Raw genomic sequence first — 23,713 nt, forward strand, 5'->3', positions numbered from 1 at the left:
CGCTGCCAGAGCAGGGCCGCAGGCCTGGCGCTTTGGCCCTTGGTGGTGCAGGTGCTGATGATGCCGCTGCAACTAGGGCGGCCGGTGACATTTTTTCTAGGAGTATGACATGGCTGTTAGCGATGCCGATCTGATCCGGGCGTGGACCCGTGTATTGACGCTTTCCCGCGTAAAAGCCGGGACGATGGTGACGGTCCTGACCAGCGACGGGACTCATCCGCAAACCCTGCGCACAGCGGAAACTGCGTTGGCTTTGCTGGGTGCCGTGAATAGCCGCTTGTATTTGCCGCCGGTAAATGCGGAAAAATCCCTGAGCCGGGATCCCCTGGCCTATCTGGGCACGACACCGCTGACCGGGAATCCGGCAGCGATCGCTGCATTGAAGGCCAGTGATCTGGTGCTCGATCTGATGACCCTGTTGTTTTCACCCGAGCAGCATGAAATTCTGGCGTCTGGCACACGGATCCTGCTGGCGGTCGAGCCGCCCGAAGTGCTGGTGCGGATGGTGCCAGACGAAGAAGACTACCGTCGTGTGAACGCCGGTGCTGATATCCTGCGTGGTGGGCGTACCATGCGCGTGACATCGCCCGCTGGCACGGACCTGGTGATGCCGCTGGGCGAGTATCCCGTGGCCACGGAGTATGGCTTTTCTGATGAGCCGGGACGCTGGGATCATTGGCCCAGCGGTTTTGCCTTTACCTGGCCCAATGAGGGACAGACCGAAGGCCGTATTGTCATTGATCGAGGCGATATCCTGTTGCCGCAGAAATGCTACGTTCAGGATGCCATTACGTTGACCGTAGAAGCCGGATTCGTAACGCGTATCGACGGTGGCGTTGACGCGGATTTACTGCGTGAATACATGGGGTCTTTCAACGATCCGGAGGCCTATGCGATTGCGCACATCGGTTGGGGTATGCAGAAACGTGCCTGGTGGTCAACTTTGGGTCTATATGATCGGGAAGCGACACTGGGTATGGATGCCCGAGCCTTCGACGGCAATTTCCTGTTTTCGCTCGGGCCCAATAACGAGGCTGGCGGTAACCGTACGACGCCGTGCCACATTGATGTGCCGCTGCGCAATTGCGATGTCTATGTGGATGAGCTACGCGTGGTACATGCCGGTCGGGTAGTCGAAGAGACCTTGCAATACGAACGAGGGGCACGGGAGGCCGCATGAGTACTGATGCAGAGGTCTATGCGCGGCAAGGGTTTGGTGAGCGTCTTGAGCTGGTGGCGCCTATGGGCCTGCTGCTGATCGACTTCGTCAACGGCTTTGCTGATCCGGCCGTGTTCGGCGGTGGCAATATTTCTGCCGCCATCGACCGCAGTGTGGATTTGCTGGCATTGGCCCGCCGTTTGGGCTGGCCGGTAGCACATAGCCGGATTGTCTATGCCGATGATGACGCCGATGCCAACATTTTTTCCGCCAAGGTGCCTGGCATGCTGAAGTTGAAGGAGTCATCTCCGGCCAGTCAGATCGTATCGGAGCTGGCGCCTTTGCCGGGGGAACGGATTATTCGGAAAAATGTGCCGTCAGCGTTTTTTGCGACGGATCTGGCGTCCTGGCTGACCCAGCGCGGTGTACGTACCTTGGTTGTCGCAGGATGTGTGACGAGTGGGTGCGTCCGTGCCAGTGTGGTGGATGCGATGTGCTGGGGGTTTCGGCCCGTGGTGGTCTCAGACTGTGTAGGCGACCGGGCGTTGGCGCCACACGACGCCAGTCTGTTCGACATGGCGCAGAAATATGCAGCGCTGATGTCTCTCGCGCAACTGGAGCATGCGCTGGCGGCAGGCTAGGATCTTCCCCTGTTGTGCTCAGGAACGCCGTCCGGCAGTGTTGCGGATGGCGTTTTTTTATGTCCCTGCGGTTTTTGGCGTATTGCCCCTGAGCGCATGCACCCCATTTCTATTGGCGTATCTAATATCGCTTATAAGCTTCATGCTATTGAATAATGATTGGTCGCTGCATAGACTGAACTGTCCTGTATGAATTCGTCTAAACAAGGGTTCGACAGGACAGGCCGGTTGTTGTGGCCTTGCATAAAAAACATGAGCTGTCCGAGGTTCAGAAAACATCGAGACACGCCAGGGAGACAGACATGCATGACACCAATCCGTCGCGCCATCGGCGCGGGCACGCCGTAGCCATTCAGTTCGATGATCCGGTACCGGACCGCATCCGGCGTTGCAGCCTGCCGTCATGTGCGGCTGCCTGAGCCCTTATCCCTTTCAGCGTTATCTATCGGCGTTTGCCAAGCGTTACTGCAGCCAGGCGATTCCTGCGGGAAGGCCTGCGCGCTGGCAGGTGGCGAGCCGTCTATCGGCATTCAATAGCATCAGGAGAAAGACAGTATGAATACGGCAGTGGAAGCAGGCGCGTCCAGCCGACGCGACAGCATTGCGCGGGTGCAGGCCACCCCGGTCTATGTGGATTGCAGTCTGGATATCGGCCCCATCTCCAAGCCAGCGCGCTTGTCTGGCCTGGTCCTGGAAATCGAAACCGCCGATGGTTTGCTTGGGCACGGGTTTACGGCGATCACTGACGAGGAGATCGTCGCGGCGGCGCTCAATGAAGTCGTCGCGCCCAATCTGCTAGGCAAGGATGCCATGGCGCGTGAACAGATTGCCGAGGCCTTGTATTGGCTGCTGTCGCCACGCGGCCAGACCGGCTATGCCAGCCATGCGATCTCTGCCGTGGACATTGCGCTGTGGGATATCGCAGGCAAGCGGCTGGGGCAGCCGGTATGGCGGTTGCTGGGGGGCGCCAGGCCTGCGGTCACGACCTACACCACCTTTGGATTCGGTGTACTGGATCGTGATGAACTGGCGGCCGCTGCGCGGCATCTGGCGGAACGCGGTCATCGGCGGCTGAAAATGGTGGTTGGCCAGCATGCACTGGCTCGACGGGATGAACCTCGGCCCCTGGATACCGTGATTGCCGAGGACGAGCGGCGTATCCGTGCCGTGCGCGAGGCCATCGGGCCGGAGGTGGAGCTGTATATCGACGCCAATTGCAGCCTGGATGCGTTTCATGCCTTGCGCTTGGCGCAGCGTGTGGCCGACTGCGATATCGGCTTTTTCGAGGAACCGCTGCGCGGCAATGATGTGCAGCGTTTGGCGGATTTCCGCCGTCAGGCGCCCATGCCGGTCGCTGCCGGGCAGAACGAAGGCCAGTTGTTCCGGTACCGCGACATGCTGGCGGCTGATGCGCTGGATATCTTGCAGCCCAATGTTTGCATAGGCGGGGGCTACAGCGCCGGGATCAAGGCAGCAGCCTTGGCGCAGGCGCATGGCATCACCATCGACAACGGTGGCGCTTTCCCCTTCCATAACATGCATTTGCATGCCGGCCTGGCCAATGGCGGGCTGGTGGAGTGGCATCTGGTGTCGGTGTCCATGTGCCATCAGCTCTTCAAGAACTTGCCGAAGCGGGAGGTGGACACCCTGGCGCTGCCCGTGCAGCCGGGGCTGGGCTATGAACTGGATCTGGATGCCGTGCGCGAGATTGGCAAGCGCCCGGCGTCACGAGGCAAGGGCAAGGGCTGATCACAGCCCGGAGCAGGGCAAGGCGATGCCCTGCGGCCAGGCGTTCAGGCCTGGCCCATAAAAAACGATCAATAAAACCGAGGAGACAAACCATGAAAACCAAATACATGAGCATGCTGGCAGCGGCAGCCGTGCTGGTCACGCAGGGCACGGCCATGGCGGCCGGGGCAGGCTGGGCGCCGTCCAAACCGATAGAGTTCGTCGTGTCGGCAGGGCCTGGCGGCGGTTCAGACCAATTTGCACGTGTCGTGCAATCCATCGCGGAAAAGCACAAGCTGCTGAACGTGCCGGTCGTGGTCAGCAACAAGGGGGGCGGCGCCGGGGCCGAAACTTTCATGGCCGGCCGCGCATCCCGTGGCGACACGCATAAGCTGCTGTTCGGTAACAACAATGCCTGGCTCCTGCCGATGAAGGCCAAGGTGGCTTATGGGATGAATGACCTGACACCGCTGGCTGTGATGGCGGGCGATGATTTCGTGCTGTGGGTGCCGGCGGCCTCTCCTTACCGGACCGTGGAGTCCCTGCTGGCGGCAACGCGTGAGCAACCCCGTCAGCTCAAGCTGGGTGGCACGCAATCCAAGGACGGCGACCATATCCTGACCGAACTGATCAATGAGGCCAGCGGCGGCCAGTTCACCTATGTGCCGTTCAAGAGCGGCAGCGAAGCGGGCGTGCAGCTGGCGGGCAGCCATCTGGATGCGAATACCAACAATCCCAGCGAGAACATGGGGCAGTGGAAGGCGGGTGGCGTGCGCCCGCTGTGCGTGTTCTCGTCCAAGCCACTGCAGGATGACCGCAAGGTGGCGGGCGATATGTCGCTGGCCGATATTCCGACCTGCGCGTCCCAGGGCTTGCCCATCGAAGATTATGTGCTGCCGCGCACGGTCTTCACGCCAGGCAACGTACAACCGGAAGTCGTGGCTTTCTATATCGACTTGCTGGCCAAGGTGCGCGACACGGACGAGTGGCGCCAGTACCTGGCCAATACTGCGCAGTCGGATATCTTTGCCACCGGCAGTGAGCTGGATGCGCTGATCGCGGCCGATGCGGCCATGGCACGCCGGGTCTTTGAAAACCAGGGCTGGCTCGTCAAGTAAACGGGGCCGCCGGCCTTGTCCCTTTCTGGACAGAAATTATGCAAACAGAACATATCCCGGCCGGCGGCGAGGAGGCGGGCGACCGCCCCTGGCTCACCCGCCGCCAGGCGGAATGCTTTACTGGCCTGAGTGCAGCGGTTTTCGGATTGCTGGTCATGTTTGGCGCGCTGGAAAACGAAATCGGCTGGACGGATTTCGGCCCGGCGGCAGGCGCCTTTCCTTTTTACGTCGGTCTGGTCATCGTGCTGGCCGCACTCTGGATGACCTGGCAGGGCTGGCGCCGTCCCGCCGCGCAGAACGAAGTCTGGCTGATGCGTTCGCAAGGCCGCCGCATGCTGTCTTTCTTCCTGCCAGTGGTGGCCTACATCGCGCTGTCCCTGGTGCTGGGCCTGTATGTCGGGTCGGCGCTTTATCTCGGCACTGTCATGTGGCGCCAGGGCGGTTACGGGCCGCTGCGCTCCTACGCGGTAGGCATTGGTGTCGCCCTGGCGTTTTTCTTTGTTTTCGAGATCGGTTTTCAGATGGCCTTGCTCAAAGGGCCGCTGGAAGACTGGCTGGGCGTGTACTGAGGAATCTCGATGAGTAACTTTGATTACCTGTTGCATGGCTTCGGTATCGCCTTGAGCGGCTACCATGTCCTGCTGATGCTGGCGGGTGTCCTGCTGGGCATTCTGGTCGGGGTATTGCCGGGCCTGGGGGCGCCAAATGGCGTGACCTTGCTGCTGCCGCTGACGTTCACCATGGAGCCCATCTCCGCCATCATTCTGTTGACCAGCATGTATTGGGGGGCATTGTTCGGCGGCTCCACGACGTCCATCCTGTTCAATATTCCGGGCGAACCCTCATCGGTGGCGACCACCTTTGACGGCTATCCGATGGCCAAGCAAGGCAAGGCGGCGCAGGCGCTGACATTTGCCTTCTGCTCTGCTGGCATCGGCGCGCTGGCCGGGGTGATTCTGATCACGCTGGTTTCCGGCTGGGTGGCCAGTTTCGCCATGCAGTTTTCGCCGGTGGAATATTTCGCCGTCTATCTGCTCGCGTTCGCCAGTTTTGTCGGTCTCAGTGGCGCTGCGCCAGCCAAGACGCTGCTCTCCATCGGTATTGGTCTGGCGTGCGCGACAGTGGGCATGGATACGATATCCGGCGCCATGCGGCTGACTTTTGGCAGCGATGAACTGGTGCGCGGGATCAGCTTCCTGGTGGCGGTGATCGGTATTTTTGGCATCGGTGAACTGCTGCTAACCATGGAAGAAGGCTTGCGTTTCAATGGCGTGGCTTCCCGGCTCAGCTTGCGGGCGATTCTGTCCACCGTGTTGCAGCTGCCGCGTTATGCCGTGGTCTATGTACGCTCCATCGTGATCGGTTGCTGGATGGGCGTGACGCCAGGTGGCCCGACAGCGGCCTCGTTCATGAGTTACGGCATTGCCAAACGCTTGTCGCGGCGCGGCGCAAATTTCGGCAAAGGCGAGCCGGAAGGCGTGATTGCACCGGAAACGGCCGATCATGCGGCGGGCAGCAGCGCGATGTTGCCTATGCTGGCACTGGGTATCCCGGGTTCCGCGACGGCAGCCGTGATGATGGGCGGGCTGCTGATCTGGGGCCTGACGCCCGGGCCGACGCTATTTGCCGAGCAGCCTGACTTTGTCTGGGGCCTGATAGCCTCCATGTACCTGGGCAATGTCGTTGCTGTATTCACCGCCCTGCTGACGGTACCTATCTTTGCGGCCATCCTGCGCATTCCCTTCGCGGTGATCGGGCCGGTCATCGTGATTGTTTGCGTGACGGGGGCTTACACCGTTGCCTCTGCGCCGTTTGATCTGTGGCTGTTGCTGATTTTCAGCGTCGTGGGCTATGTCTTCAAGAAGCTGGATTTTCCCTTGGCGCCGCTGGTGCTGGCGATGATCCTGGGCGACAAGTCCGAAGATGCCTTCCGCCAATCCATGCTGCTATCGGATGGCTCGCTGGGTGTGTTCTGGTCGAATCCGCTGGCGGGCAGCATCATGACCTTGGCTGTCATCATGCTGTTGCTGCCGGTTATCGGCCCGTTGTGGCGCCGCATCCGGCGTCGCTGAGCGCGTTGTTGCACATCCTGGGCCGGTAGGCAGGCGCCGGCACGCGGATGGTGTTTGCAGCAGGTGTCTTGAAACAGGTGTCTCCGTGCCGGTAACTGGCTTGTGGCCGGTGCCGGTCGGCAGGCCGGGATAGGCCGGTCTGCCGTCGCGCGTCGGGCTGCCGCCCGACATGCGCACAGGGAGCGGATCCGGCGCGTTTGGCGCCAGGGCTCCGGCGGGCGGCGGTAGCCGCCCTTCAGTCTTCCATGGAAATCAAAGCATGGCTCAAATCGCGTTGGCGGTCGCAGCCAGTTCGGGGTTTTCGGCCAGGTGGCGGTTGACCGCACCCAGCACCGCAAGGAACGATGCCGTCACGATGTCACGGTGAATGCCGACGCCGAAACGGGTTTGGGATTCGCCCAGGCGAACTTCCACATAGCAGGCGGCGCGGGTGTCCGTGCCGGTGCCGATGGCGTGCTCGTGGTAGTCCATGATGCGCACCGGCAAGCCCAATGCGGCGACGAATGCCGTAATGGCGCCTTCGCCTTCACCGGTGACGGTACGCGTCTCGCCGTCATGCTCCAGCACGGCTTCCACGCGGAAATGGCGCTTTTCTTCCTGTGTCGGGTCGCCTTCGATACGGTGGCGCACCAGCTTCCAGGGCTTGGTGCGGTCCAAGTATTCCTGGCTGAACACTTCATATACATCTTCGGCCGTCACTTCCTTGCCGGTGGTATCTGTTACGTGCTGGATGGCGCGGCTGAACTCGATCTGCAAGCGGCGCGGCAAGACCAGGCCGTGATCGTTTTCCAGCAGATAGGAAACGCCACCCTTGCCCGACTGGCTGTTGACGCGAATGATCGCATCGTAGCTGCGGCCGACGTCGGCCGGGTCGATCGGCAGGTAGGGGACTTCCCAGAGCGCATCGGGCTGCTGCACCGCGAAGCCCTTCTTGATGGCGTCCTGGTGGGAACCGGAGAAGGCCGTAAAGACGAGGTCGCCGGCATAGGGGTGGCGCGGGTGCACCGGCAACTGATTGCAGTATTCGGCACAGCGGCGGACTTCGTCGATATCGGAAAAGTCCAGGCCCGGATGCACACCCTGGGAATAGAGGTTCAGCGCGAGCGTCACCAAATCGACGTTGCCGGTGCGCTCACCGCTGCCAAACAGGCAGCCTTCGATACGGTCGGCACCGGCCATGACGGCGAATTCCGCGGCAGCCACGGCCGTGCCGCGGTCATTGTGCGGGTGCACGCTCATGATGATGCTGTCGCGGCGTTCCAGATTGCGGTGCATCCATTCGATCTGATCGGCGTACAGGTTGGGCGTGGTCGCCTCGACGGTGGCCGGCAAGTTGAGGATCAGCTTCTTTTCCGGTGTGGCATCCCAGGTGCGGGCCACGGCGTCGGCCACCATCAGCGCCACTTCGGGTTCGGTGGTGCTGAACACTTCAGGCGAGTACTCGTAGCCCCATTGCGTCTGCGGGTACTTGGCCTGGGCTTCCATGACCCACTGCGTACCGCGCACGGCCAGGTCGCGCACTTCCTCGGGCGACATCTTGAAGACGATCTTGCGGAAGGCGGGCGCGCAGGCGTTGTAGAGGTGGATGATGGCTTGCTTGGCGCCAGCGGCGGCTTCGGTGGTGCGTTCGATCAGATCCTGGCGCGACTGGGTCAGCACGATGATGCGGACATCATCGGGAATGCGTTTTTCGTCGATCAGCTTGCGCACGAAGTCGAAATCGGTCTGCGATGCGGACGGGAAGCCGACTTCGATCTCCTTGAAACCGATCTTGATGAGCTGGTCGAAGAAACGCAGCTTGCGTTCTACGCTCATGGGTTCGATCAAGGCCTGGTTGCCGTCGCGCAGGTCGGTGCTCATCCAGATCGGGGCTTTCTCGATGCGACGGCTGGGCCAGGTGCGCTCGGAGAAATCACGCGTGAACGGGACGAAGGGACGGTACTTGGTAGAAGGATTGGCAAGCATGATGCACCTTTGGATCAAGGAGACAGCCGCTGAGGGAGTGTGAATCACGGCCTGGCTCCCGCCCACGGCGGACGCCATGGGTGCCGGTTGTGCCGGCGAAATTGAACGGGGAACGGGTATAGGCGTGGCGACAGGCTGCCGAACTGCCACTGAGCACTAGGCTCGGCAACCGATCGGTAGTAGTAGCGATTGAATGTGCAGCGAGGCAATGGATGCGCCGATGGACAGGCGCAGGCCGGCACGCAGAGCAGAAATGCTTGCGTGGAAGTCGAGAGAGGGGATCGACGTATTGGCCATAGTGCCTATAGTCCAACATGTTTGACGGGAAAAGTCAATGCATATGTCTTGAAAGGTGCGCAGGACCCGGTTTCGGGGAAGAACATGTCGGGTACGGGCAACTTTGGCAGGCTGTGTTGTGTGAGGGGAACGGGTCGGCCGGGAGTGTCAGCGCTGGCCTGGCTTTGTAGTTGTTGTATTCAGGTTCTGGGGTACAAATGGATGGGCGGCTATTTCAGATATAAGAAAATAAATAGCTGTGTATTAAAAAAAACTGTAATTCGATCTGCGCTGTGTCCTTGTGCATGCGGGATGCGGGACAGGTGATTGCACAAGGTGCCGTAGCGTAAATGATCGTTCTATGTTGCGCGATTTGTATGACTAATTGGGTGGCGATTGGGCTGGATAAGCAAATTATTGTGATGACAGTGCGTTGCACCCGCCATTGGTGAATACCTGGGTTTTGGGATTGACATTGCCGGGTATGTCAAAAATGATGATTTTTTGGCTTCAAATAATTTCGGCTTTTTGGGGTAAATCCGTATATTGAGGATGAGGATCGCAAGTGTCAGGAAATCATGCGTAATTCCCTGGTAGTTGTCCTTCTATGTGCGTGAATTTTCTGAAATGCCGCAGTCAATCCCCCGAGACTTCGCCTTTCGTAGGGGTTGGAATTTCTTTTGCAATGCGGCATGATGCGATCTAATGCATTGGTGGAAAACCAGGCGAATTATTATTTTGATAGCATTGCTCTTGTGAACGGTAGTGACAGCGGTGCTGTCAGGCAAGATTTGTTGGATGTATGCCATTCGCATTGAACTTTGTTGTCTGGCCTGAGAGATGACAATCAGTCATTTTCGGAGTTGGCCGTAGGGGATCTGATATGGATATGCGCGCACACATTATTGAAGTCGCGGGCAGCTTGTTTTATGCCGAGGGCATTCGGGCCGTGGGGGTCGATCGCATCATTGCCGAGGCGGGTATTGCCAAAGCGACGCTATACCGGCATTTCGCCACCAAGGAAGCATTGGTGGTTGCGTATCTGAGAGACCGATACGAAAGGATTACGCAGTATCTGCGTGAACAGGTGCTGGAAAGCGGAGAGCAGGATCCGGCGGAAAAGGCGGTGCTGCCTTACCGTATTCTGCAGGAAATGGGCGCACGTACGGAATATCGCGGTTGCGCCTTTTTGCTGGCCGTGGCGGAAAACGAGGGCTGCGCACCGGTTTTGGAGGTGGCGCGCGAGTATCGCCGTTGGCTGCATCAAATGTTTACGGAATTGGTTGCCTGCCTGACGGATGATGCCGAGGCATTGGCGAACGAATTGACGCTTTGTTATGAAGGTGCGATGGCCGCAATGGCGATTCATCGCGAGCCCGCTGCGGCGGATGTGGCGCATCGCTGTGCCTTTGCGCTGATTCGCGCCCGCCAGCCTGTTCCGGTTGCCAGCGCAGCCTGAACAGGCATTCTCCGGGCGATCGTCCCGGAGAATGCCTGGCCGAATTCATTCCGCCTGCAGGCGGGGTTCCTGACGTTGTGGTTTGAATAGCGAAGCCGTATTGGCTGGGGTGGCGGAGGCCGTGCTGGCTGCAGGTTTCAGGGCTGCAGTGAGGGCGGCATTCTGTTCCCGGGCGATATGGAATTTTTCCACGCGGCCGCTGGCCAGTTCCGTAACGGTGCGTTTCAGGTCGCCCAATGCCAGTGGCATATCCCTATCTTGCCAGACCCAATCCAATACGGAGCGACCATCGTTTGACAGGTCGTGGCAGAGGGGTGCCAATTCACCGGGCGGCACGATTTGTTCCCAATGGCGGTTGATTCTTTCCCGCGCCCAGGCGCGCAGCAGGGACAAGACGCCCAGGCTCAACAGCGCAGCCAGCGTCCACCAGACATAAGGGCCGCTGCGCATGGCCATGCCTTGGGCCTCCGTGCTGAATTTGGCCAGAAATTCATAGCGTTGCGCCAGGGCATATGACAGCCCTTGCCAGCAAAGCCATAGCCAGACCAGGGCGGCAAACAGGATTATTCCTCCATCGCGCAGCAGCGCGGGCTGCGCTTTGGTACGCAGATAATTATTCAACACTTGCAGATCATATTGGCTGGGTGCAGTCATGGCGGGTCTTATGGTGCAAAATATGGTTCCCATGATACGACCCGCGCTGGAAATTCGCCAAAGTCAGCAGTTGGTGCTGACGCCACAGTTGCAACAGGCCTTGCGCCTCTTGCAACTATCGTCGCTGGATTTGCAGCAGGAAATCGCACAGGCACTGAATGAAAACCCAGTGCTGGAGCTGGAAGCGCCCGAACAGGCGCCTGCCAGTGAGGTTGGCGAGGATATTTTTTCCGGCGCGACGGGCACCCGGCATGATGGCGATGACGATTTTTTCCCGGAAGCGGCGGCTGCGCCTTCGCTGCGCGAGTATTTGCTGGGCCAGATCAGCTGTACCCGGGCGAGCCGGCGCGATATCGCACTGATGACCGTCCTGATCGACGAACTGGATGACAACGGATATCTGGCCGCCAGTTTCGAGGAAATCCTGGCCTATCTGCCGGCGTCATTGGACATCGAGCAGGGCGAGCTGGAGGCCGCGCTGGCCTTGCTGCAGAATATGGAGCCCGCAGGGATTGCCGCAAGGAATATGACGGAATGCCTGTTGTTGCAGTTGCGCCGGCCAGATCCGACGGTCTGGCCGGAAGCACGTGACCCGGGCATCGTGGCCTTGGCGCGGCAGCTGTGCAGCAGCCATCTGGAATCCTTGGCGGCTGGACGCCTGGCCCACCTGTGTGAAGCGCTGGCATGTTCACCTGCGGACATACGCCTGGCCCATGCATTGATCCGGCGCCTGGATCCTCATCCGGGGCGTGCCTGGACCGTTCCGGTCGCGGATTATGCGGTGCCGGATGTCATCGCCTACCGTAGCGGTAAAAGCTGGCGTGTGCGCCTCAACGGGGATCTGGTGCCCCGGTTGAGCGTGAATGATGCGTATGTGCAAGCCTTGGGGCAGGAACCGCGCGGCAGCTATGAGGGTTTGCAGGCCCATGTACAGCAGGCCCGCTGGTTGATTCGCCAGGTGGCGCAGCGTTTTGAAACCTTGTTGCGGGTCGCGACCGAAATCGTGGCGCGTCAGCAGGCATTTTTTGAGTCGGGTATGGTGGCCTTGCGACCCATGGTGCTGCGCGAGATTGCAGAAGCCTTGGGCCTGCACGAGTCCACGGTCTCGCGGGCGACGGCGGGCAAATATATGGCGACCCCGCACGGCACGCTGGAACTGAAACGCTTTTTCAGCACCGGGGTGCCGGCCGCGGATGGCGAGTCGGCCTCGGCGGCCTCTATCCAGGCGATGATGCGGGAAATGCTGGAGCAGGAAGACCCGCGCAAGCCCTTGTCCGATAGCCAGTTGATGAACAAGCTGGCCGAACGGGGCGTGGAGCTGGCACGCCGTACGGTGGCGAAATACCGCGAGGGCATGCGAGTGCCGACGGCCTCGCAGCGCAAGGCCATGGCCTTGTTGCGTATGGATGATGGTTAATGCCCTGGGGCGATTGCTGACACATGGACGATTCTTCTTTTAGTTTGCGCAAGATTGCACTGGCGGCCTATGGGCCGTCCGTGCTTTTTGGCGTCGGTATCGGGGCCATCACGCCGGTCATTGCGTTGAGCGTGCGCGGTTTGGGAGCCTCCTATGCCGTGGCCGGACTGGTGGCGGCGCTGATCGGGCTGGGTTCGCTGGTGAGCAACATTCCGGCTGCGTTGCTGGTCAACCGCTATGGCGAGCGGCGTGCCATGGTGGGAGCGTCGCTGCTGAGCGCCGTTGCCATGCTGATTGCGATGGTGGCGCATACGGTATGGATGTTGGCGCTCGCAACCTTGCTGGTGGGGGCGGCAGCGTCGGTGTTTCAGCTGGCTCGGCAAAGCTATCTGGTGCAGGCAGTTCCGCTGGCGATGCGCGCCCGCGCGATGTCGGTGCTGGGTGGCACGGCCCGCATAGGGGCATTCGTGGGGCCGTTCGCTGGGGCGTGCCTGATCGCCCTGATGGATCTGCCCGGTGCCTATCTGCTGGCGCTGATCGCCATGCTGGGCGCCGGGGCGCTGGCCTACAAAGTGCCGGAGCTTGAAGTCGCCGCACCGCAGGCAAGCACCGGGGACGGCAAGATATCGCTCGCGTCGATTGCGCGTTCCCATGCCGGTGTGTTCCTGACCTTGGGTTTTGGTGTTCTGCTGATCAGTGTGCTGCGTGCCACGCGCCAGGTGGTCTTGCCTTTGTGGGCAGAACAGCTGGGCTTGGATTCAGTGGCGATTTCGGTGATCTACGGGCTGGTGGCGGCGCTCGACATGGCGGTGTTCTACCACGCGGGCAAGGTCATGGATAGGCATGGCCGTGTCTGGGTGGCGGTACCTTCCGTCATTCTGATGGGCGCCAGCCTGATGTTGATGCCGTTTGCATCCGGTGTGATTTCATTCATGGCGGCAGCTTTGATGCTGGGGTTCGGCAACGGCATCAGTTCCGGCATCATCATGACCCTGGCCGCGGATGCAGCGCCTGCGCAGGGACGCCATCATTTTCTGGGGCTATGGCGGCTGGTGTCGGATGTCGGATCGAGCGCCGGGCCGCTGCTGTTATCAGCCCTGACGGGCGCCATTTCGCTGGCGGTTGGAACGTTTGTGGTCGGCACCCTGGGCTGGGCGGCAGCGGCCGTCTTCTGGCGTTGCCTGCCGCATGGCCCAGGGCCATACCGTCGTAAAACGTAAGGCCTGGATAGCGGGTGATCAGGCCGGGGCAGGCCGATGCGCCGCGCCTGCGTGGGACTGGCCCGTGCGGCGGACGGATGGCGGCTCGGGAAAACCCCGGTACATGCCGGGGCAAATCCACTTGCATAACACAGAGACTTTCCAGATAATTAGTCTCATGTACATTTGTATTTGTAACGCTGTCACTGAGCGCCAGGTTCGCGCTTGCGTCGATTCCGGCGCCGCGACGCTCGATGATCTCCAGTATGAGCTCGGCGTGGCCAGTTGTTGTGGCCGTTGCGCCGAGAGCGCTTGCTCCTACCTACCTGGCGGCGCCTGCCACACCGTGGCGACTGTCGCGTTGCCGGTCGGCGCAGCGCCGGAGATCCTGCCGGCAGCTGCCTCGCAAGTCGCAGCCTGATCATACTCGGCGTGGTCTGCTGGCATCGTGACCTGCTTTTCCTTCAGGGTGCGGGCCCATCGGCAGTGCCGCGCAGCGCTTTCTTGTCTGATTTACACAACATCGCAGATTGGCCATTCTCATTTGGCCAGCGAGTCTCTCTGCAGCCATTCCCTTCTTTTTCGGCACTTTTTTCATGAAAATCAAAAGGTTTTCATGAAAATTGCGTCTGTCAGGCCGCGCCAGGCCTGACTTGCCCGAGCGGCATTTTGCAGTTGCAGACGCATTCTCATTTGCCAGAGCTTTCCTGTCATGGGTCGCACGACGGTTTACCAGATGCGCATCTACCATGGGCTTTTCACGGCATGGATGCTAGCCTGACCGGGTTTACAGCGGTGAACCGGGCGTTGCCGGGGCGTGCTTTCCCGCACCCTGCCTGCCGGCAAGATTGCCATCCAAGGGTTTGCATCTTTCTTCATGGCATACCGCTGCCTTCCCAGAACCATAAAAGCCGGAGCCGATCATGAAAGGCGATAGACAGGTTATCAAGTATTTGAATGCGCAACTGACCAATGAGCTGACGGCCATTAATCAGTATTTCCTGCATGCGCGCATGCTGCGCCATTGGGGCCTGAACCGTTTGGGCAAGCATGAGTACGATGTTTCCATCCACGCAATGAAGCATGCCGATAAGCTCATGGAGCGGATTTTCATGCTCGATGGCTTGCCCAATCTGCAGGATTTGCACAAGTTGCGCATTGGCGAAGATGTGCCGGAAATCCTGTCCTGTGACCTGAATCTCGAACGCGATGAGCATGCGACGCTGCTGGAGGCGATTGCCTACTGTGAGTCGGTCAAGGATTATGTGACGCGCGACCTGTTCCGCCGCATTCTGGACGATACCGAAGAACACATCGACTGGCTGGAAACGCAGATGGGTCTGGTCGAGCAGGTCAGCTTGCAAAACTATCTGCAGCACCAGATGCACGAAGAGGATTGAGCGAGTCTGGGGCGGACGCGCGGCCAGCTGTCCGGCCCAGGACTGTCTAGCCTGCCTTGCTGCCATGAAAAACGCCACGGTGCCCGTTTAAGGGCTGCCGTGGCGTTTTGCCGTTGAGGGGCAGTTGGCGTGCGCTGCGGTTTCAGCGGCGCTCCGGACAGTCGCGTGTGGTGCCCCAGGCGTTATTGGGCTCGCAGTACTTGCGACGGGCGGCCCAGGCACAGCTGGGGCGTTCGAAAAAGCCCATGGTGTCGGCACAGACCTGCAGTTCGCGACGCAATGCCGCCTGCCAGTCGCCTGTGGCACTGGAATGCGAGGCACTGGGGGCCACGACCGGCGGGTAGCCGGGATCGTCAGCCAGGGCGGCGCGCAGATCCCGGATGTCGCGGATATCGGCTGCCGGTGGCGTGTCGTCCTGCCGGGTATCGGCAGGCAGCGGAGAGGCACCGCGGGTGACGAGCTGCAGGCTTTCTGGCGTGACCTTGGCGCGGGACACCATGACATTCGGGTCATTGACCGTATCGAGCAGCGAGACCATGGGCACGTTCCACTCGGCCGGGTGCGTTTCAGGCACGCCCAGCGTGCCATCCAGACGCGGCTGTGGCGGCTGTGCCACATACGGGCGTCCGTCTGCATCCAGAACGTTGTCGGCATCCTCGCCTGTGGCATGGGGCGGAGGAGCGGTTGTCGGTGCGCGCGACACCAGCCAGTCGCCCAGCTGCATGCCGGCAAGACCGGCAGCGCCAAGCACGAGGACGATGATGATCAGGATAGATCGCCAGGACATGAACGTTGCTCGTTGTTGTTGATTTCCATACGTGCGCCGTCAGGGCGTTTTACTGAAAACGTGGCCGCCATGTTCACGCATGGCGTGGAACTGGACGTCGGGATAGAGATCCTGGGCGACCCGCAAAGCCGCTCCGGATGTGGCCAGGAAGGCCGGGGCATCGACCACATCATAGGCGATATGGGCGGCATTGGCATCCATGAATTTTTGCAGCGCACGAGGATTGTCGGAGGTAATCCAGCGTGCCATGGTGTAGCGTGAAGGCATCATGCGCGCCTCGGCGCCGTACTCGGTCTTGAGCCGGTGCATGACCACTTCGAACTGCAGCTGGCCGACCGCGCCCAGCAGCATGGCGCCACCGGCTGCAATCGGTCGAAACACCTGAATCGCACCTTCCTCGCCCAGTTGCACCAGACCGGTACGCAATTGCTTCACGCGCAGCGGGTCTTTGACTTCGACTTGCTGGAACAGCTCGGGGGCAAAGAAAGGCAGGCCGGTGAAGTGCAGGGTTTCGCCTTCGGTCAGGACGTCGCCCAGCTGCAGCACGCCATGGTTGGGAATACCGATGACGTCGCCGGCATAGGCTTCTTCCACCAGATCACGGCGTTGGGACAGGAAGGACACCACGTTGTTGGGACGGATTTCCTTGTTCGTGCGGCTGACCTTCAGGCGCATGCCGCGCGTGAATTTCCCCGAGCTGACACGGATAAAGGCGATGCGGTCGCGGTGCGCAGGATCCATATTGGCCTGGACTTTGAACACCATGCCGCTGAACTTCGGTTCATCCGGGCGGACTTCCCGTTCGACCGCATGGCGCGGTCCCGGCGGCGGCGCCAGGTCCACCAGCGTATCGAGCACTTCCTGCACGCCGAAGTTGTTGATGGCAGAACCGAACAGGACAGGCGTTTGGCGGCCGTCCAGGAAGGCCTCGCGGTCGAAGGCGGGGGCCGCTTCGCGGATGAGTTCTATCTCGCCACGGGCCTTGTCGTAATTGTCGCCAAAGCGGCTGGCGACGGCCGGGTTGTCCAGTCCTTCGATGATTTCATCATCGCTGGGCAGGCGTTCCTGCCCCGGCTGGAACACGCGCATGCGGTCGTTGCGGATGTCGAACACGCCCTTGAATTGCTTGCCCATGCCGACCGGCCAGGAGAAGGGGACGGCGTCCATCCCCAGGTGCTCTTCGATTTCGGCGAGCAGATCCAGCGGTTCCTGAACTTCGCGGTCCAGCTTGTTGATGAAGGTAATGATGGGCGTGTTGCGTGCGCGACAGACTTGCAGCAGCCGAATGGTCTGGGGTTCGATACCATTGGCAGCGTCAATCACCATCAGCGCGGCGTCAACCGCGGTTAGCACCCGGTAGGTGTCTTCGGAGAAGTCCTGGTGGCCCGGTGTGTCGAGCAGGTTGATGACGTAGTCGCGATACTCGGTCTGCATGACCGATGAAGCAACGGAAATGCCGCGCTGCTTTTCGATTTCCATCCAGTCGGACGAGGCATGCCGGGACGCCTTGCGCGCCTTCACGCTACCAGCGATCTGGATGGCGCCTGTGAACAGCAGCAGCTTTTCCGTGATGGTGGTTTTGCCGGCGTCAGGGTGGGAAATGATGGCGAAGGTGCGGCGCCGGGAAACTTCGGAGGAAATCGACATGGCGGATGACAGGTTCTGCGCTGGCGGCGCAGCCCGCAAGGACCGCGCCGCCTGCACGATGATAAGGGTTTAGTGGCGGCGGAAGCCGGCAAGCACGACGCCTGCAAGGATGAACATCCCGCCGAACGTGCGGTTCAGCCAGCGAATGTGGCGCGGGCTGCGCAAGAGGCTCAATACGCGGGTGGCTAGCAGGCTGTAGCAAGACATGGCGACCAGATCGGTGAGCGCCATGGTGCCGGCAATGGCACCGTATTGCGACAGCAGCGGGCGGCTGGCATCAAGGAATTGCGGGACGACCGCAAGCAGGAATACCGTGCCCTTGGGATTGCTGGCGTTGATGAAAAAACCCCTCATCACCAGCTCGCGTATGGAAGCGCTGGCGCGCGGTTGATTGCCCGAGGCATCGACCGGCGCTGCATCCGTACGGATCTGCTTCCATCCCAGATAGATCAGGTAGGCCACGCCCAGCCATTTCACGACGGCAAAGCCCAATTCCGAGGTGGCCAGCAGCGCGCCCAGGCCGATGCCGACGATGGCGATCTGCAGCATGATGCCGAGAATCAAACCCAGCGTGCTCCACCAGGCGCGTGCGAAGCCATAGCGCAGTCCGGAGGACATGGCGCAGATGGCACCGGCACCAGGCGAAAAGGAAATCGCCCAGGACGCGGCAAAAAAAGCTAGCCAGGTGGAGAAGGTCATGGCGGTTCAGGCGCGCGGAAAGAAAGCGGAATTGTAAGCGGTCGGCCCGTCGGGGTTAAGCTTTGCCGCCCCGGTCGTTGCCAGGCCGCCGCACGCCGGCGCTGCTGCGGTTGCCGCTGCCGCCAGGACGGGCATGGCTGGCTGCGCCCGTGCCACGCGGCCGGCTGTCGCCGGAGCGCGGTCCGGATGAATTGCGGCGCGGTGCAGGGCCGCCGCGTCCGCGTCCGAGGCTGTTGCGCAGATCACGTTCTTCACGCGGATCGGCCGGCTCGGTGACGGCTGGCGGCGTCCAGTCGGGAATGGGCAGCTGTTCGATCGGGCGGCGGATCAGCTTTTCGATGGCCTTGAGCAGCTTGATTTCTTCGGTATCGACCAGCGAAATCGCGGAACCGGCAGCACCGGCACGGCCCGTACGACCGATGCGGTGAACGTAGTCCTCCGGCACATTGGGCAATTCGAAGTTGATGACTTGCGGCAGTTGGTCGATGTCCAGGCCGCGCGCGGCGATATCCGTGGCGACGAGGACGGCGACCTGGCCGTTTTTGAAGCCGTCCAGGGCACGGGTACGGGCCGACTGGCTCTTGTTGCCATGAATGGCGGCAGCGGACAGGCCATCCTTCACCAGCTTTTCTGCGAGGCGGTTGGCGCCGTGCTTGGTGCGGGTGAAGACCAGCACCTGATGCCAGCCGTTGTTGCGGATCAGGTGGCTGACGGCATCGCGTTTGTGCGCCTGGGGAATCAGGTGCACGCTCTGGTCCACGCGTTCGGCGGTGGTGTTGCGGGCGGCGACGGAAATTTCCGCCGGGTTGGCCAGTACGCCCCGGGCCAGGGTGCGGATTTCGTCGGAGAAGGTGGCGGAAAACAGCAGGTTCTGCCGCTTGGCAGGCAGCAGCGCCAGCACTTTGCGGATGTCACGGATGAAACCCATGTCGAGCATGCGGTCGGCTTCATCGAGTACGAGGATTTCCACGCCGGACAGATCGACCGTGCGCTGCGATGCGTGATCCAGCAGGCGGCCAGGTGTGGCGACCAGGATATCCAGCGGTTTTCTCAGCGCGGTGATTTGCGGGTTGATGTTGACGCCGCCGAACATCACCATGGATTTCAGTTGCGTGTATTTGCCGTAGGTTTTCACTGATTCTTCAACCTGGGCCGTGAGTTCACGGGTCGGGGTGAGGATCAGGACGCGTGGGCGGCCAGGACGGCGGCCGCCCGCAATCGGACGTTCCAGCAGCAGGTGCAGGATGGGCAGGGTAAAGCCGGCGGTCTTGCCTGTACCAGTCTGGGCGGCCGCCATCAGGTCGCCGCCTTGCAGAACTTGCGGAATGGCTTGGGCCTGGATGGGGGTGGGCTGACTGTAACCAACGTCGGCAATGGCGCGCAGCAATGGCTCCGCGAGGCCGAGGTCGGTAAAGGAAATGGGCTGAGACAAAAGAAGCTCCGGCGCCAGCCAGTTGTTCCTGAGAGCAACTCCAATCGGGGCGGGCGCAATGAACGGGAGGGAGAAACACACATGCGGGAACTGGCGGCCAGTCAGGCCGGGGCATGGGTGGACACGGCATGCGGATTGGAACTGCGTGCACGCGTAAGCGATGATTGTAGCGGACGCAGTGAGCGGGAGTCAGAATCTATGCATCGCAGTACGGGCATGACCGGCGCTGGATGTTTATCTGACATGGGCTGAAACGACAACAGGCCCTGGGGGCAGGGCCTGTCGGGGGCGCCTGCGGGTCTCAGCCTCGCTGGCGCAGCTTGGGGGGCTTACTTGGCTACTTTGCCTTGTGCCTGGACCAGCGCATCGCGCAAGGCGATTTGCGGGTTTTCATTGCAGACCTGCAGCAGTTGCGGTTGCACCTTGGCGATACCGTCGGAATCCAGCACGGCGTCTTCAACCTTGCCATCCTGGTTCACGGCAGCAGCGAAACCGACAGCGACCGGACGGTAGCTTTCGTCCAGGGCGACGTAGTCGCTGCAAAGCCACAGGGCGACGGGTTTCTCAGCGTTGGCCTGGCTGGCGAAAGGCAGGACGGCGGCACTGGCGAGAGCGATCATGCATGCGGTTTTCTTCATTTCAGACTCCGAATAGGCGTGACTGTGAAATTCATGGGCTCCGGCACTGCAGTACCGGCAAGCGTGGAGCGCGGCTGCCGGCGATATGTCGGTCACGGCGCCTGTTGGCAGCCCGTGACGGCCATACATTTCTCTATAAGCATATGGGCATTGTCTTGAATATGGGCGATAAGGAAGCTCAAGAAATGTTTGCAAATGAAACCATGACTATAAAGTGGTTATAGCTCGTGGTGCGCCATCAGGAAATAGTGAGGTCTGGCATGGGTTTGATCTGTGTCAGGCGGCAGGGATTCGGGCTGGGACGCGGTATGGCGCAGACTGGTGTAAAGGCCGATGGCCGTAAAGCGGGCGGTTGGTGGCATGAGGATTGCGGGCTGCTGCCCAGCCACTGGCGTGGCATGCCGGGGGTAGCGGCCCAGGGTGACGTGGGGGCGAAACGGACGGGCCTCGATAGGCAGGCCGAGCTGGCGCAGGACGGCATGGGTATCGGACAGCAGTGCTTGCAGTTCGGGGGCAAAAGCGTAGCAGGCAACTTCGACGCGGGGGGCGTCGGTATTGGGCCAGGTGGCGTTGTGCTGGAATGGCAAGGGCGGGAGCTTGCGCGCCAGGTGCGGCAATGCCTGGATCAGTGACTGGCCCTGTGCCGGTGTGACGGCTCCCAGGAAGGCCAGGGTCAGATGCAGGTCGTCCGGGGCGGCAGCCTGCACCGATGCAGGCAGTGGGGCGGCTGCCAGGGCGTCGCGCGTGGCGGTATCGGGTGCCAGGGCAAGGAAGCAGCGCCGCCAGGGCGCGGCGGAATCAGGGCCGAAGGCTGTCGAGGTGTCGGTGGGAAGCGGGCTAGCAGGCATGGCAGGATCTCCAGAGGGGCTTCCGTGTGTTCCGGGCGGGAAACGGGGCGAGGAGGCGGTGCAAGAAAGCGGGGCGACATGTCAGCCGGTTCGCCAATGCAGGGCGACGGCGGGCTGGAAAGCGTTAGGACTGAAAAATATATTGGACAATCTAAAAAAAATGGTGCTAGAATGCAATTCTTGCTCAAGCAAGCGTTGGCCTGGTAGCTCAGTTGGTAGAGCAGCGGATTGAAAATCCGCGTGTCGGTGGTTCGATTCCGCCCCAGGCCACCAAAGAATTCAAAAATCCCCGTATCATCGGGGATTTTTTTATGTCTGCTTCCTATTTCTCTTCCAATGCCCCGACGGGCAAGCGGCTGCGCCGCCTCAATGCCCGCCAGCGTAAAAAGCTGCACGTGGGCGAATTCCAGCAATTCATTTTCGAAGTCCGTGCTTCATTCTCCGCGAATGACGACAGCGATGCGCTGCTGGATGCATTGATCGAAATGATCGAATCGCGCGATCTGTTCTTCGGCGGCAGTGTCGGACGAGGTGTACTGGACGGCATGGTTTCCGCATGTGCCGGCTCTCCCTCCGAGGACGACAGGCAAGCCGTGTTGCAGTGGCTGCAACAACGCGGTGATGTCACGCAGGTAACGGTGGGCGAACTGGCCGATGCCTGGTACGGCTGGCATTGATGGATTGAATGACCGGTGCGGCCAGGGCTGAACCGTTGCGGCAACCGGCCACATGGCCGGCTGCGCGGTCGGGCCGTGCCGTGCACGGTGTGCTGGCCTGTCGGCGTGGAGATTCCGGCATTGGCAGCCGCCACGGCCGGGTGTGGTACACGGCGGCATGCTGGCATAGGACGCGGGGTTTTCGGATTGCCGCGTTTTTTTTATCCAAAAGTAGCTATACTGGTCTAACTACTTTTCGCTTACAGGTGATTTCATGGCAGGCACCCGCCAGGATGGCACGGCGCGCATCAGCGCCCATGATCGGCTGCTGGGCGCAGCGGCGGTTCTGTTCTATCGCGACGGCATTGCGGGCACGGGTATAGATGCCATCGTGAAGCAGGCCGGGGTGGCGAAGAAAAGCCTCTACAACAATTTCAGCTCCAAGGCCGAGCTGGTGGCTGCCTATTTGCAGGCCCGCCACGAGGAATGGCTGGCACTGTATGCAGCGCGCTTGCAGCAGGCCAGGGCGCCGGTAGAGCAGGTGCTGGCGGTGTTCGATGCGTATGTCGATCATGCCGAGTTCGCCTATGAGCGCGGTTTCCGTGGTTGCGGCCAATGGAATGCCGCAGCAGAGCTGCCAGTGGAAGACGCCAGCCGCCAAGCGATCCGGGCTTACAAGGAAGAGGTGGAAGCCCTGCTGGCCCGACATCTCACCGCGTATCTGGCAGGCGACGCCGAACGAGCAGCGCCGCTGGCCAGGCACTTGGCCTTTCTGCTGGAAGGCGCCGTGGCGCGGGCCGGGCTGGAGGGCAATAGCCAATGCCTGCACCAGGCCCGGCAAATGGCGGCCGGTTTGCTGGAGCAATGGTGAGCACGCGCTCGCGTGAGCCGCTGGCAACCATCCCGCCGGGAGACCCGGTGACGTCGCATCCGGCGGGCCGTGCGACGCCGGGCAGGGAGTACCTGATGGGCGTGTCGGCCATTCTGTTCGCCTGCGTTCTGTGGGCGACGACAGGGGTGTCCGCCACTTTTGCGCCGGAAGTGGGGGCAGCGGCCATAGGGGCAGCGGCAATGGGCATAGGTGGCCTGCTGCAGGCGCTGATTGCGGTGCGACCCATCTTGCGCCATCTGGGCGCGCTGCGCCTGCAGTGGCATTGGCTGCTGTTGGGCGCCATGGCGGTGGCGGTTTATCCGCTGGCTTTCTACGCGTCCATGCGCCTGGCTGGTGTCACGATAGGCACGGTGGTTTCCCTGGGTTCTGCGCCCTTGCTGTCGGCAGTGATTGAAATGGTGCTGGACGGTACGCGCGTGAGCATGCGCTGGGGCTGCGGCGCCGTGTTGGGTCTCTTGGGCATGGCGCTGCTGAGTCTGGCCGAAGGCAGCGGCGCCAGTGCCGTGCTGGCGCCTGATGTCACCACTGGCGTATGGCTGGGGCTGTTGGCAGGCCTGAGCTATGCCTTGTATTCCTGGGCGGCGCGACGCCTGATGCAGCGTGGCATTCCGGCCAGGGCGGCGATGGGCGCGGTATTCGGCGGGGGCGGGCTGCTGCTGATGCCGGTGCTGTTCGCGACTGGCGCCCCATTTCTTGCGTCCTGGAACAACGCGGCCGTGGGCATCTACATGGCCCTGGTCCCCATGTTCCTGGGCTATGTATGTTTTGGCTACGGCCTGGCGCGTGTGCAGGCCAGCACGGCAACAACGGTGACTTTGCTGGAGCCGGTGTTTGCTGCAGGCCTGGCCGCCGTGGTGATCGGGGAGCGCCTGCCTGCGCTGGGTTGGCTGGGTGTTGCGCTGATTCTTGCGTGCCTGGTCTGCATTACCTGGCCAGGACGGGTAAGGGCGCGGGCGCCGGCACCGGTTTCGGTGCCGGCCGGCTGAGTGCGCCAGGGCTTCTGCGGCATGGGTGTGTTGGCAGATA

22 protein-coding genes and 1 tRNA gene are annotated in these 23,713 nt (G+C 61.3%); 15 read left to right on the forward strand and 8 right to left on the reverse strand.

From position 1 onward, the window contains the following. Positions 1-109: 109 nt before the first annotated feature. The 6 genes from ACNA1V_RS08710 to ACNA1V_RS08735 all read left to right on the forward strand — a co-directional run bounded on the left by ACNA1V_RS08710 (position 110) and on the right by ACNA1V_RS08735 (position 6,718). Positions 110-1,180: a M29 family metallopeptidase gene (locus ACNA1V_RS08710; protein ID WP_415833205.1), complete on the forward strand. Its 1,071-nt coding sequence runs from the start codon at positions 110-112 to the stop codon at positions 1,178-1,180. After that, on the forward strand, positions 1,177-1,800 hold the full coding sequence (locus ACNA1V_RS08715; protein WP_415833206.1) for an isochorismatase family protein: 624 nt from the start codon (positions 1,177-1,179) through the stop codon (positions 1,798-1,800). Before ACNA1V_RS08710 ends, ACNA1V_RS08715 begins: the two co-directional genes overlap by 4 nt. 555 nt (positions 1,801-2,355) lie before the next feature. Beyond that, entirely contained in the window at positions 2,356-3,549 is a 1,194-nt protein-coding gene (locus tag ACNA1V_RS08720; RefSeq protein WP_415833207.1) for a mandelate racemase/muconate lactonizing enzyme family protein, read from the forward strand. Positions 3,550-3,641: 92 nt separating this feature from the next. Further along, a complete protein-coding gene (locus ACNA1V_RS08725; RefSeq protein WP_415833208.1) occupies positions 3,642-4,646 on the forward strand; it encodes a Bug family tripartite tricarboxylate transporter substrate binding protein in 1,005 nt (334 codons plus the stop codon). Positions 4,647-4,684: 38 nt separating this feature from the next. Beyond that, positions 4,685-5,215, forward strand: a complete 531-nt coding sequence (locus tag ACNA1V_RS08730; protein WP_415833209.1) for a tripartite tricarboxylate transporter TctB family protein — start codon at positions 4,685-4,687, stop codon at positions 5,213-5,215. Between the two features lie 9 nt (positions 5,216-5,224). After that, positions 5,225-6,718 (forward strand): tripartite tricarboxylate transporter permease, encoded by a 1,494-nt coding sequence (locus ACNA1V_RS08735; protein WP_415833210.1) that lies wholly within the window; start codon positions 5,225-5,227, stop codon positions 6,716-6,718. 264 nt (positions 6,719-6,982) lie between these two features. Here the strand turns inward: ACNA1V_RS08735 and leuA are convergent, their stop codons facing one another. Then, positions 6,983-8,686: a 2-isopropylmalate synthase gene (gene leuA, locus ACNA1V_RS08740; RefSeq protein WP_415833257.1), complete on the reverse strand. Its 1,704-nt coding sequence runs from the start codon at positions 8,684-8,686 to the stop codon at positions 6,983-6,985. Positions 8,687-9,842: 1,156 nt separating this feature from the next. Here leuA and ACNA1V_RS08745 point away from each other — a divergent pair. Beyond that, a complete protein-coding gene (locus tag ACNA1V_RS08745) occupies positions 9,843-10,418 on the forward strand; it encodes a TetR/AcrR family transcriptional regulator (protein ID WP_415833211.1) in 576 nt (191 codons plus the stop codon). Positions 10,419-10,463: 45 nt separating this feature from the next. On the opposite strand, the gene ACNA1V_RS08750 is transcribed toward ACNA1V_RS08745, so the two are convergent. Then, the gene (locus ACNA1V_RS08750) at positions 10,464-11,072 is read right to left on the reverse strand and encodes a hypothetical protein (RefSeq protein WP_415833212.1); all 609 of its coding nucleotides are present in this window, start codon (positions 11,070-11,072) and stop codon (positions 10,464-10,466) included. Between the two features lie 31 nt (positions 11,073-11,103). On the opposite strand from ACNA1V_RS08750, the gene rpoN reads away from it, so the two are divergent. From rpoN to bfr, 4 genes are all read left to right on the forward strand, one after another. Beyond that, a complete protein-coding gene (gene rpoN, locus ACNA1V_RS08755) occupies positions 11,104-12,489 on the forward strand; it encodes an RNA polymerase factor sigma-54 (RefSeq protein WP_415833258.1) in 1,386 nt (461 codons plus the stop codon). 23 nt (positions 12,490-12,512) lie between these two features. After that, the gene (locus tag ACNA1V_RS08760; protein ID WP_415833213.1) at positions 12,513-13,709 is read left to right on the forward strand and encodes an MFS transporter; all 1,197 of its coding nucleotides are present in this window, start codon (positions 12,513-12,515) and stop codon (positions 13,707-13,709) included. A gap of 157 nt (positions 13,710-13,866) precedes the next feature. After that, positions 13,867-14,109, forward strand: coding sequence for a (2Fe-2S)-binding protein (locus ACNA1V_RS08765; protein WP_415833214.1), 243 nt, complete (start codon positions 13,867-13,869; stop codon positions 14,107-14,109). Positions 14,110-14,611: 502 nt separating this feature from the next. Continuing rightward, a complete protein-coding gene (bfr, locus tag ACNA1V_RS08770; protein WP_415833215.1) occupies positions 14,612-15,088 on the forward strand; it encodes a bacterioferritin in 477 nt (158 codons plus the stop codon). A gap of 142 nt (positions 15,089-15,230) precedes the next feature. Here bfr and ACNA1V_RS08775 read toward each other — a convergent pair whose 3' ends face one another. From ACNA1V_RS08775 to thpR, 6 genes are all read right to left on the reverse strand, one after another. Further along, the gene (locus ACNA1V_RS08775) at positions 15,231-15,875 is read right to left on the reverse strand and encodes a hypothetical protein (RefSeq protein WP_415833216.1); all 645 of its coding nucleotides are present in this window, start codon (positions 15,873-15,875) and stop codon (positions 15,231-15,233) included. A 39-nt stretch (positions 15,876-15,914) separates the two neighbouring features. Next, complete coding sequence (locus ACNA1V_RS08780; RefSeq protein WP_415833217.1) at positions 15,915-17,522, reverse strand: peptide chain release factor 3; 1,608 nt, start codon at positions 17,520-17,522, stop codon at positions 15,915-15,917. A gap of 69 nt (positions 17,523-17,591) precedes the next feature. Next, a complete protein-coding gene (locus tag ACNA1V_RS08785; RefSeq protein WP_415833259.1) occupies positions 17,592-18,176 on the reverse strand; it encodes a LysE family transporter in 585 nt (194 codons plus the stop codon). A 100-nt stretch (positions 18,177-18,276) separates the two neighbouring features. After that, positions 18,277-19,653, reverse strand: coding sequence for a DEAD/DEAH box helicase (locus ACNA1V_RS08790; protein ID WP_415833218.1), 1,377 nt, complete (start codon positions 19,651-19,653; stop codon positions 18,277-18,279). Between the two features lie 329 nt (positions 19,654-19,982). Beyond that, the gene (hdeA, locus tag ACNA1V_RS08795; RefSeq protein WP_415833219.1) at positions 19,983-20,291 is read right to left on the reverse strand and encodes an acid-activated periplasmic chaperone HdeA; all 309 of its coding nucleotides are present in this window, start codon (positions 20,289-20,291) and stop codon (positions 19,983-19,985) included. A gap of 218 nt (positions 20,292-20,509) precedes the next feature. Continuing rightward, the gene (gene thpR / locus ACNA1V_RS08800) at positions 20,510-21,139 is read right to left on the reverse strand and encodes an RNA 2',3'-cyclic phosphodiesterase (RefSeq protein ID WP_415833221.1); all 630 of its coding nucleotides are present in this window, start codon (positions 21,137-21,139) and stop codon (positions 20,510-20,512) included. 197 nt (positions 21,140-21,336) lie between these two features. Between thpR and ACNA1V_RS08805 the strand changes: the two genes are divergently transcribed. The 4 genes from ACNA1V_RS08805 (at position 21,337) to ACNA1V_RS08820 (ending at position 23,673) form a co-directional block, all read left to right on the forward strand. Then, positions 21,337-21,412 (forward strand) — tRNA-Phe (locus ACNA1V_RS08805). A 38-nt stretch (positions 21,413-21,450) separates the two neighbouring features. Then, a complete protein-coding gene (locus ACNA1V_RS08810; protein WP_415833222.1) occupies positions 21,451-21,816 on the forward strand; it encodes a YggL 50S ribosome-binding family protein in 366 nt (121 codons plus the stop codon). Positions 21,817-22,069: 253 nt separating this feature from the next. Beyond that, on the forward strand, positions 22,070-22,666 hold the full coding sequence (locus ACNA1V_RS08815; RefSeq protein ID WP_415833223.1) for a TetR/AcrR family transcriptional regulator: 597 nt from the start codon (positions 22,070-22,072) through the stop codon (positions 22,664-22,666). Beyond that, on the forward strand, positions 22,660-23,673 hold the full coding sequence (locus tag ACNA1V_RS08820; protein ID WP_415833224.1) for a DMT family transporter: 1,014 nt from the start codon (positions 22,660-22,662) through the stop codon (positions 23,671-23,673). The genes ACNA1V_RS08815 and ACNA1V_RS08820 overlap by 7 nt, the downstream gene beginning before the upstream one ends. Positions 23,674-23,713 lie beyond the last annotated feature (40 nt).

The organism is Kerstersia similis, assembly GCF_965139615.1.
Lineage (GTDB): Bacteria > Pseudomonadota > Gammaproteobacteria > Burkholderiales > Burkholderiaceae_B > Kerstersia > Kerstersia similis.

What these genes read in the sequence shown, in the direction of transcription:
- ACNA1V_RS08760 (WP_415833213.1), top strand. Translation starts at nt 12,513, where the DNA reads ATGGACGATTCTTCTTTTAGTTTGCGCAAGATTGCACTGGCGGCCTAT.
- ACNA1V_RS08720 (WP_415833207.1), top strand. Translation starts at nt 2,356, where the DNA reads ATGAATACGGCAGTGGAAGCAGGCGCGTCCAGCCGACGCGACAGCATT.
- ACNA1V_RS08750 (WP_415833212.1), bottom strand. Translation starts at nt 11,072, where the DNA reads ATGACTGCACCCAGCCAATATGATCTGCAAGTGTTGAATAATTATCTG.
- ACNA1V_RS08810 (WP_415833222.1), top strand. Translation starts at nt 21,451, where the DNA reads ATGTCTGCTTCCTATTTCTCTTCCAATGCCCCGACGGGCAAGCGGCTG.
- ACNA1V_RS08745 (WP_415833211.1), top strand. Translation starts at nt 9,843, where the DNA reads ATGGATATGCGCGCACACATTATTGAAGTCGCGGGCAGCTTGTTTTAT.
- ACNA1V_RS08730 (WP_415833209.1), top strand. Translation starts at nt 4,685, where the DNA reads ATGCAAACAGAACATATCCCGGCCGGCGGCGAGGAGGCGGGCGACCGC.
- ACNA1V_RS08780 (WP_415833217.1), bottom strand. Translation starts at nt 17,522, where the DNA reads ATGTCGATTTCCTCCGAAGTTTCCCGGCGCCGCACCTTCGCCATCATT.
- ACNA1V_RS08775 (WP_415833216.1), bottom strand. Translation starts at nt 15,875, where the DNA reads ATGTCCTGGCGATCTATCCTGATCATCATCGTCCTCGTGCTTGGCGCT.
- ACNA1V_RS08715 (WP_415833206.1), top strand. Translation starts at nt 1,177, where the DNA reads ATGAGTACTGATGCAGAGGTCTATGCGCGGCAAGGGTTTGGTGAGCGT.
- ACNA1V_RS08820 (WP_415833224.1), top strand. Translation starts at nt 22,660, where the DNA reads ATGGTGAGCACGCGCTCGCGTGAGCCGCTGGCAACCATCCCGCCGGGA.
- hdeA (WP_415833219.1), bottom strand. Translation starts at nt 20,291, where the DNA reads ATGAAGAAAACCGCATGCATGATCGCTCTCGCCAGTGCCGCCGTCCTG.
- ACNA1V_RS08735 (WP_415833210.1), top strand. Translation starts at nt 5,225, where the DNA reads ATGAGTAACTTTGATTACCTGTTGCATGGCTTCGGTATCGCCTTGAGC.
- thpR (WP_415833221.1), bottom strand. Translation starts at nt 21,139, where the DNA reads ATGCCTGCTAGCCCGCTTCCCACCGACACCTCGACAGCCTTCGGCCCT.
- rpoN (WP_415833258.1), top strand. Translation starts at nt 11,104, where the DNA reads ATGATACGACCCGCGCTGGAAATTCGCCAAAGTCAGCAGTTGGTGCTG.
- bfr (WP_415833215.1), top strand. Translation starts at nt 14,612, where the DNA reads ATGAAAGGCGATAGACAGGTTATCAAGTATTTGAATGCGCAACTGACC.
- ACNA1V_RS08725 (WP_415833208.1), top strand. Translation starts at nt 3,642, where the DNA reads ATGAAAACCAAATACATGAGCATGCTGGCAGCGGCAGCCGTGCTGGTC.
- ACNA1V_RS08765 (WP_415833214.1), top strand. Translation starts at nt 13,867, where the DNA reads ATGTACATTTGTATTTGTAACGCTGTCACTGAGCGCCAGGTTCGCGCT.
- ACNA1V_RS08710 (WP_415833205.1), top strand. Translation starts at nt 110, where the DNA reads ATGGCTGTTAGCGATGCCGATCTGATCCGGGCGTGGACCCGTGTATTG.
- ACNA1V_RS08815 (WP_415833223.1), top strand. Translation starts at nt 22,070, where the DNA reads ATGGCAGGCACCCGCCAGGATGGCACGGCGCGCATCAGCGCCCATGAT.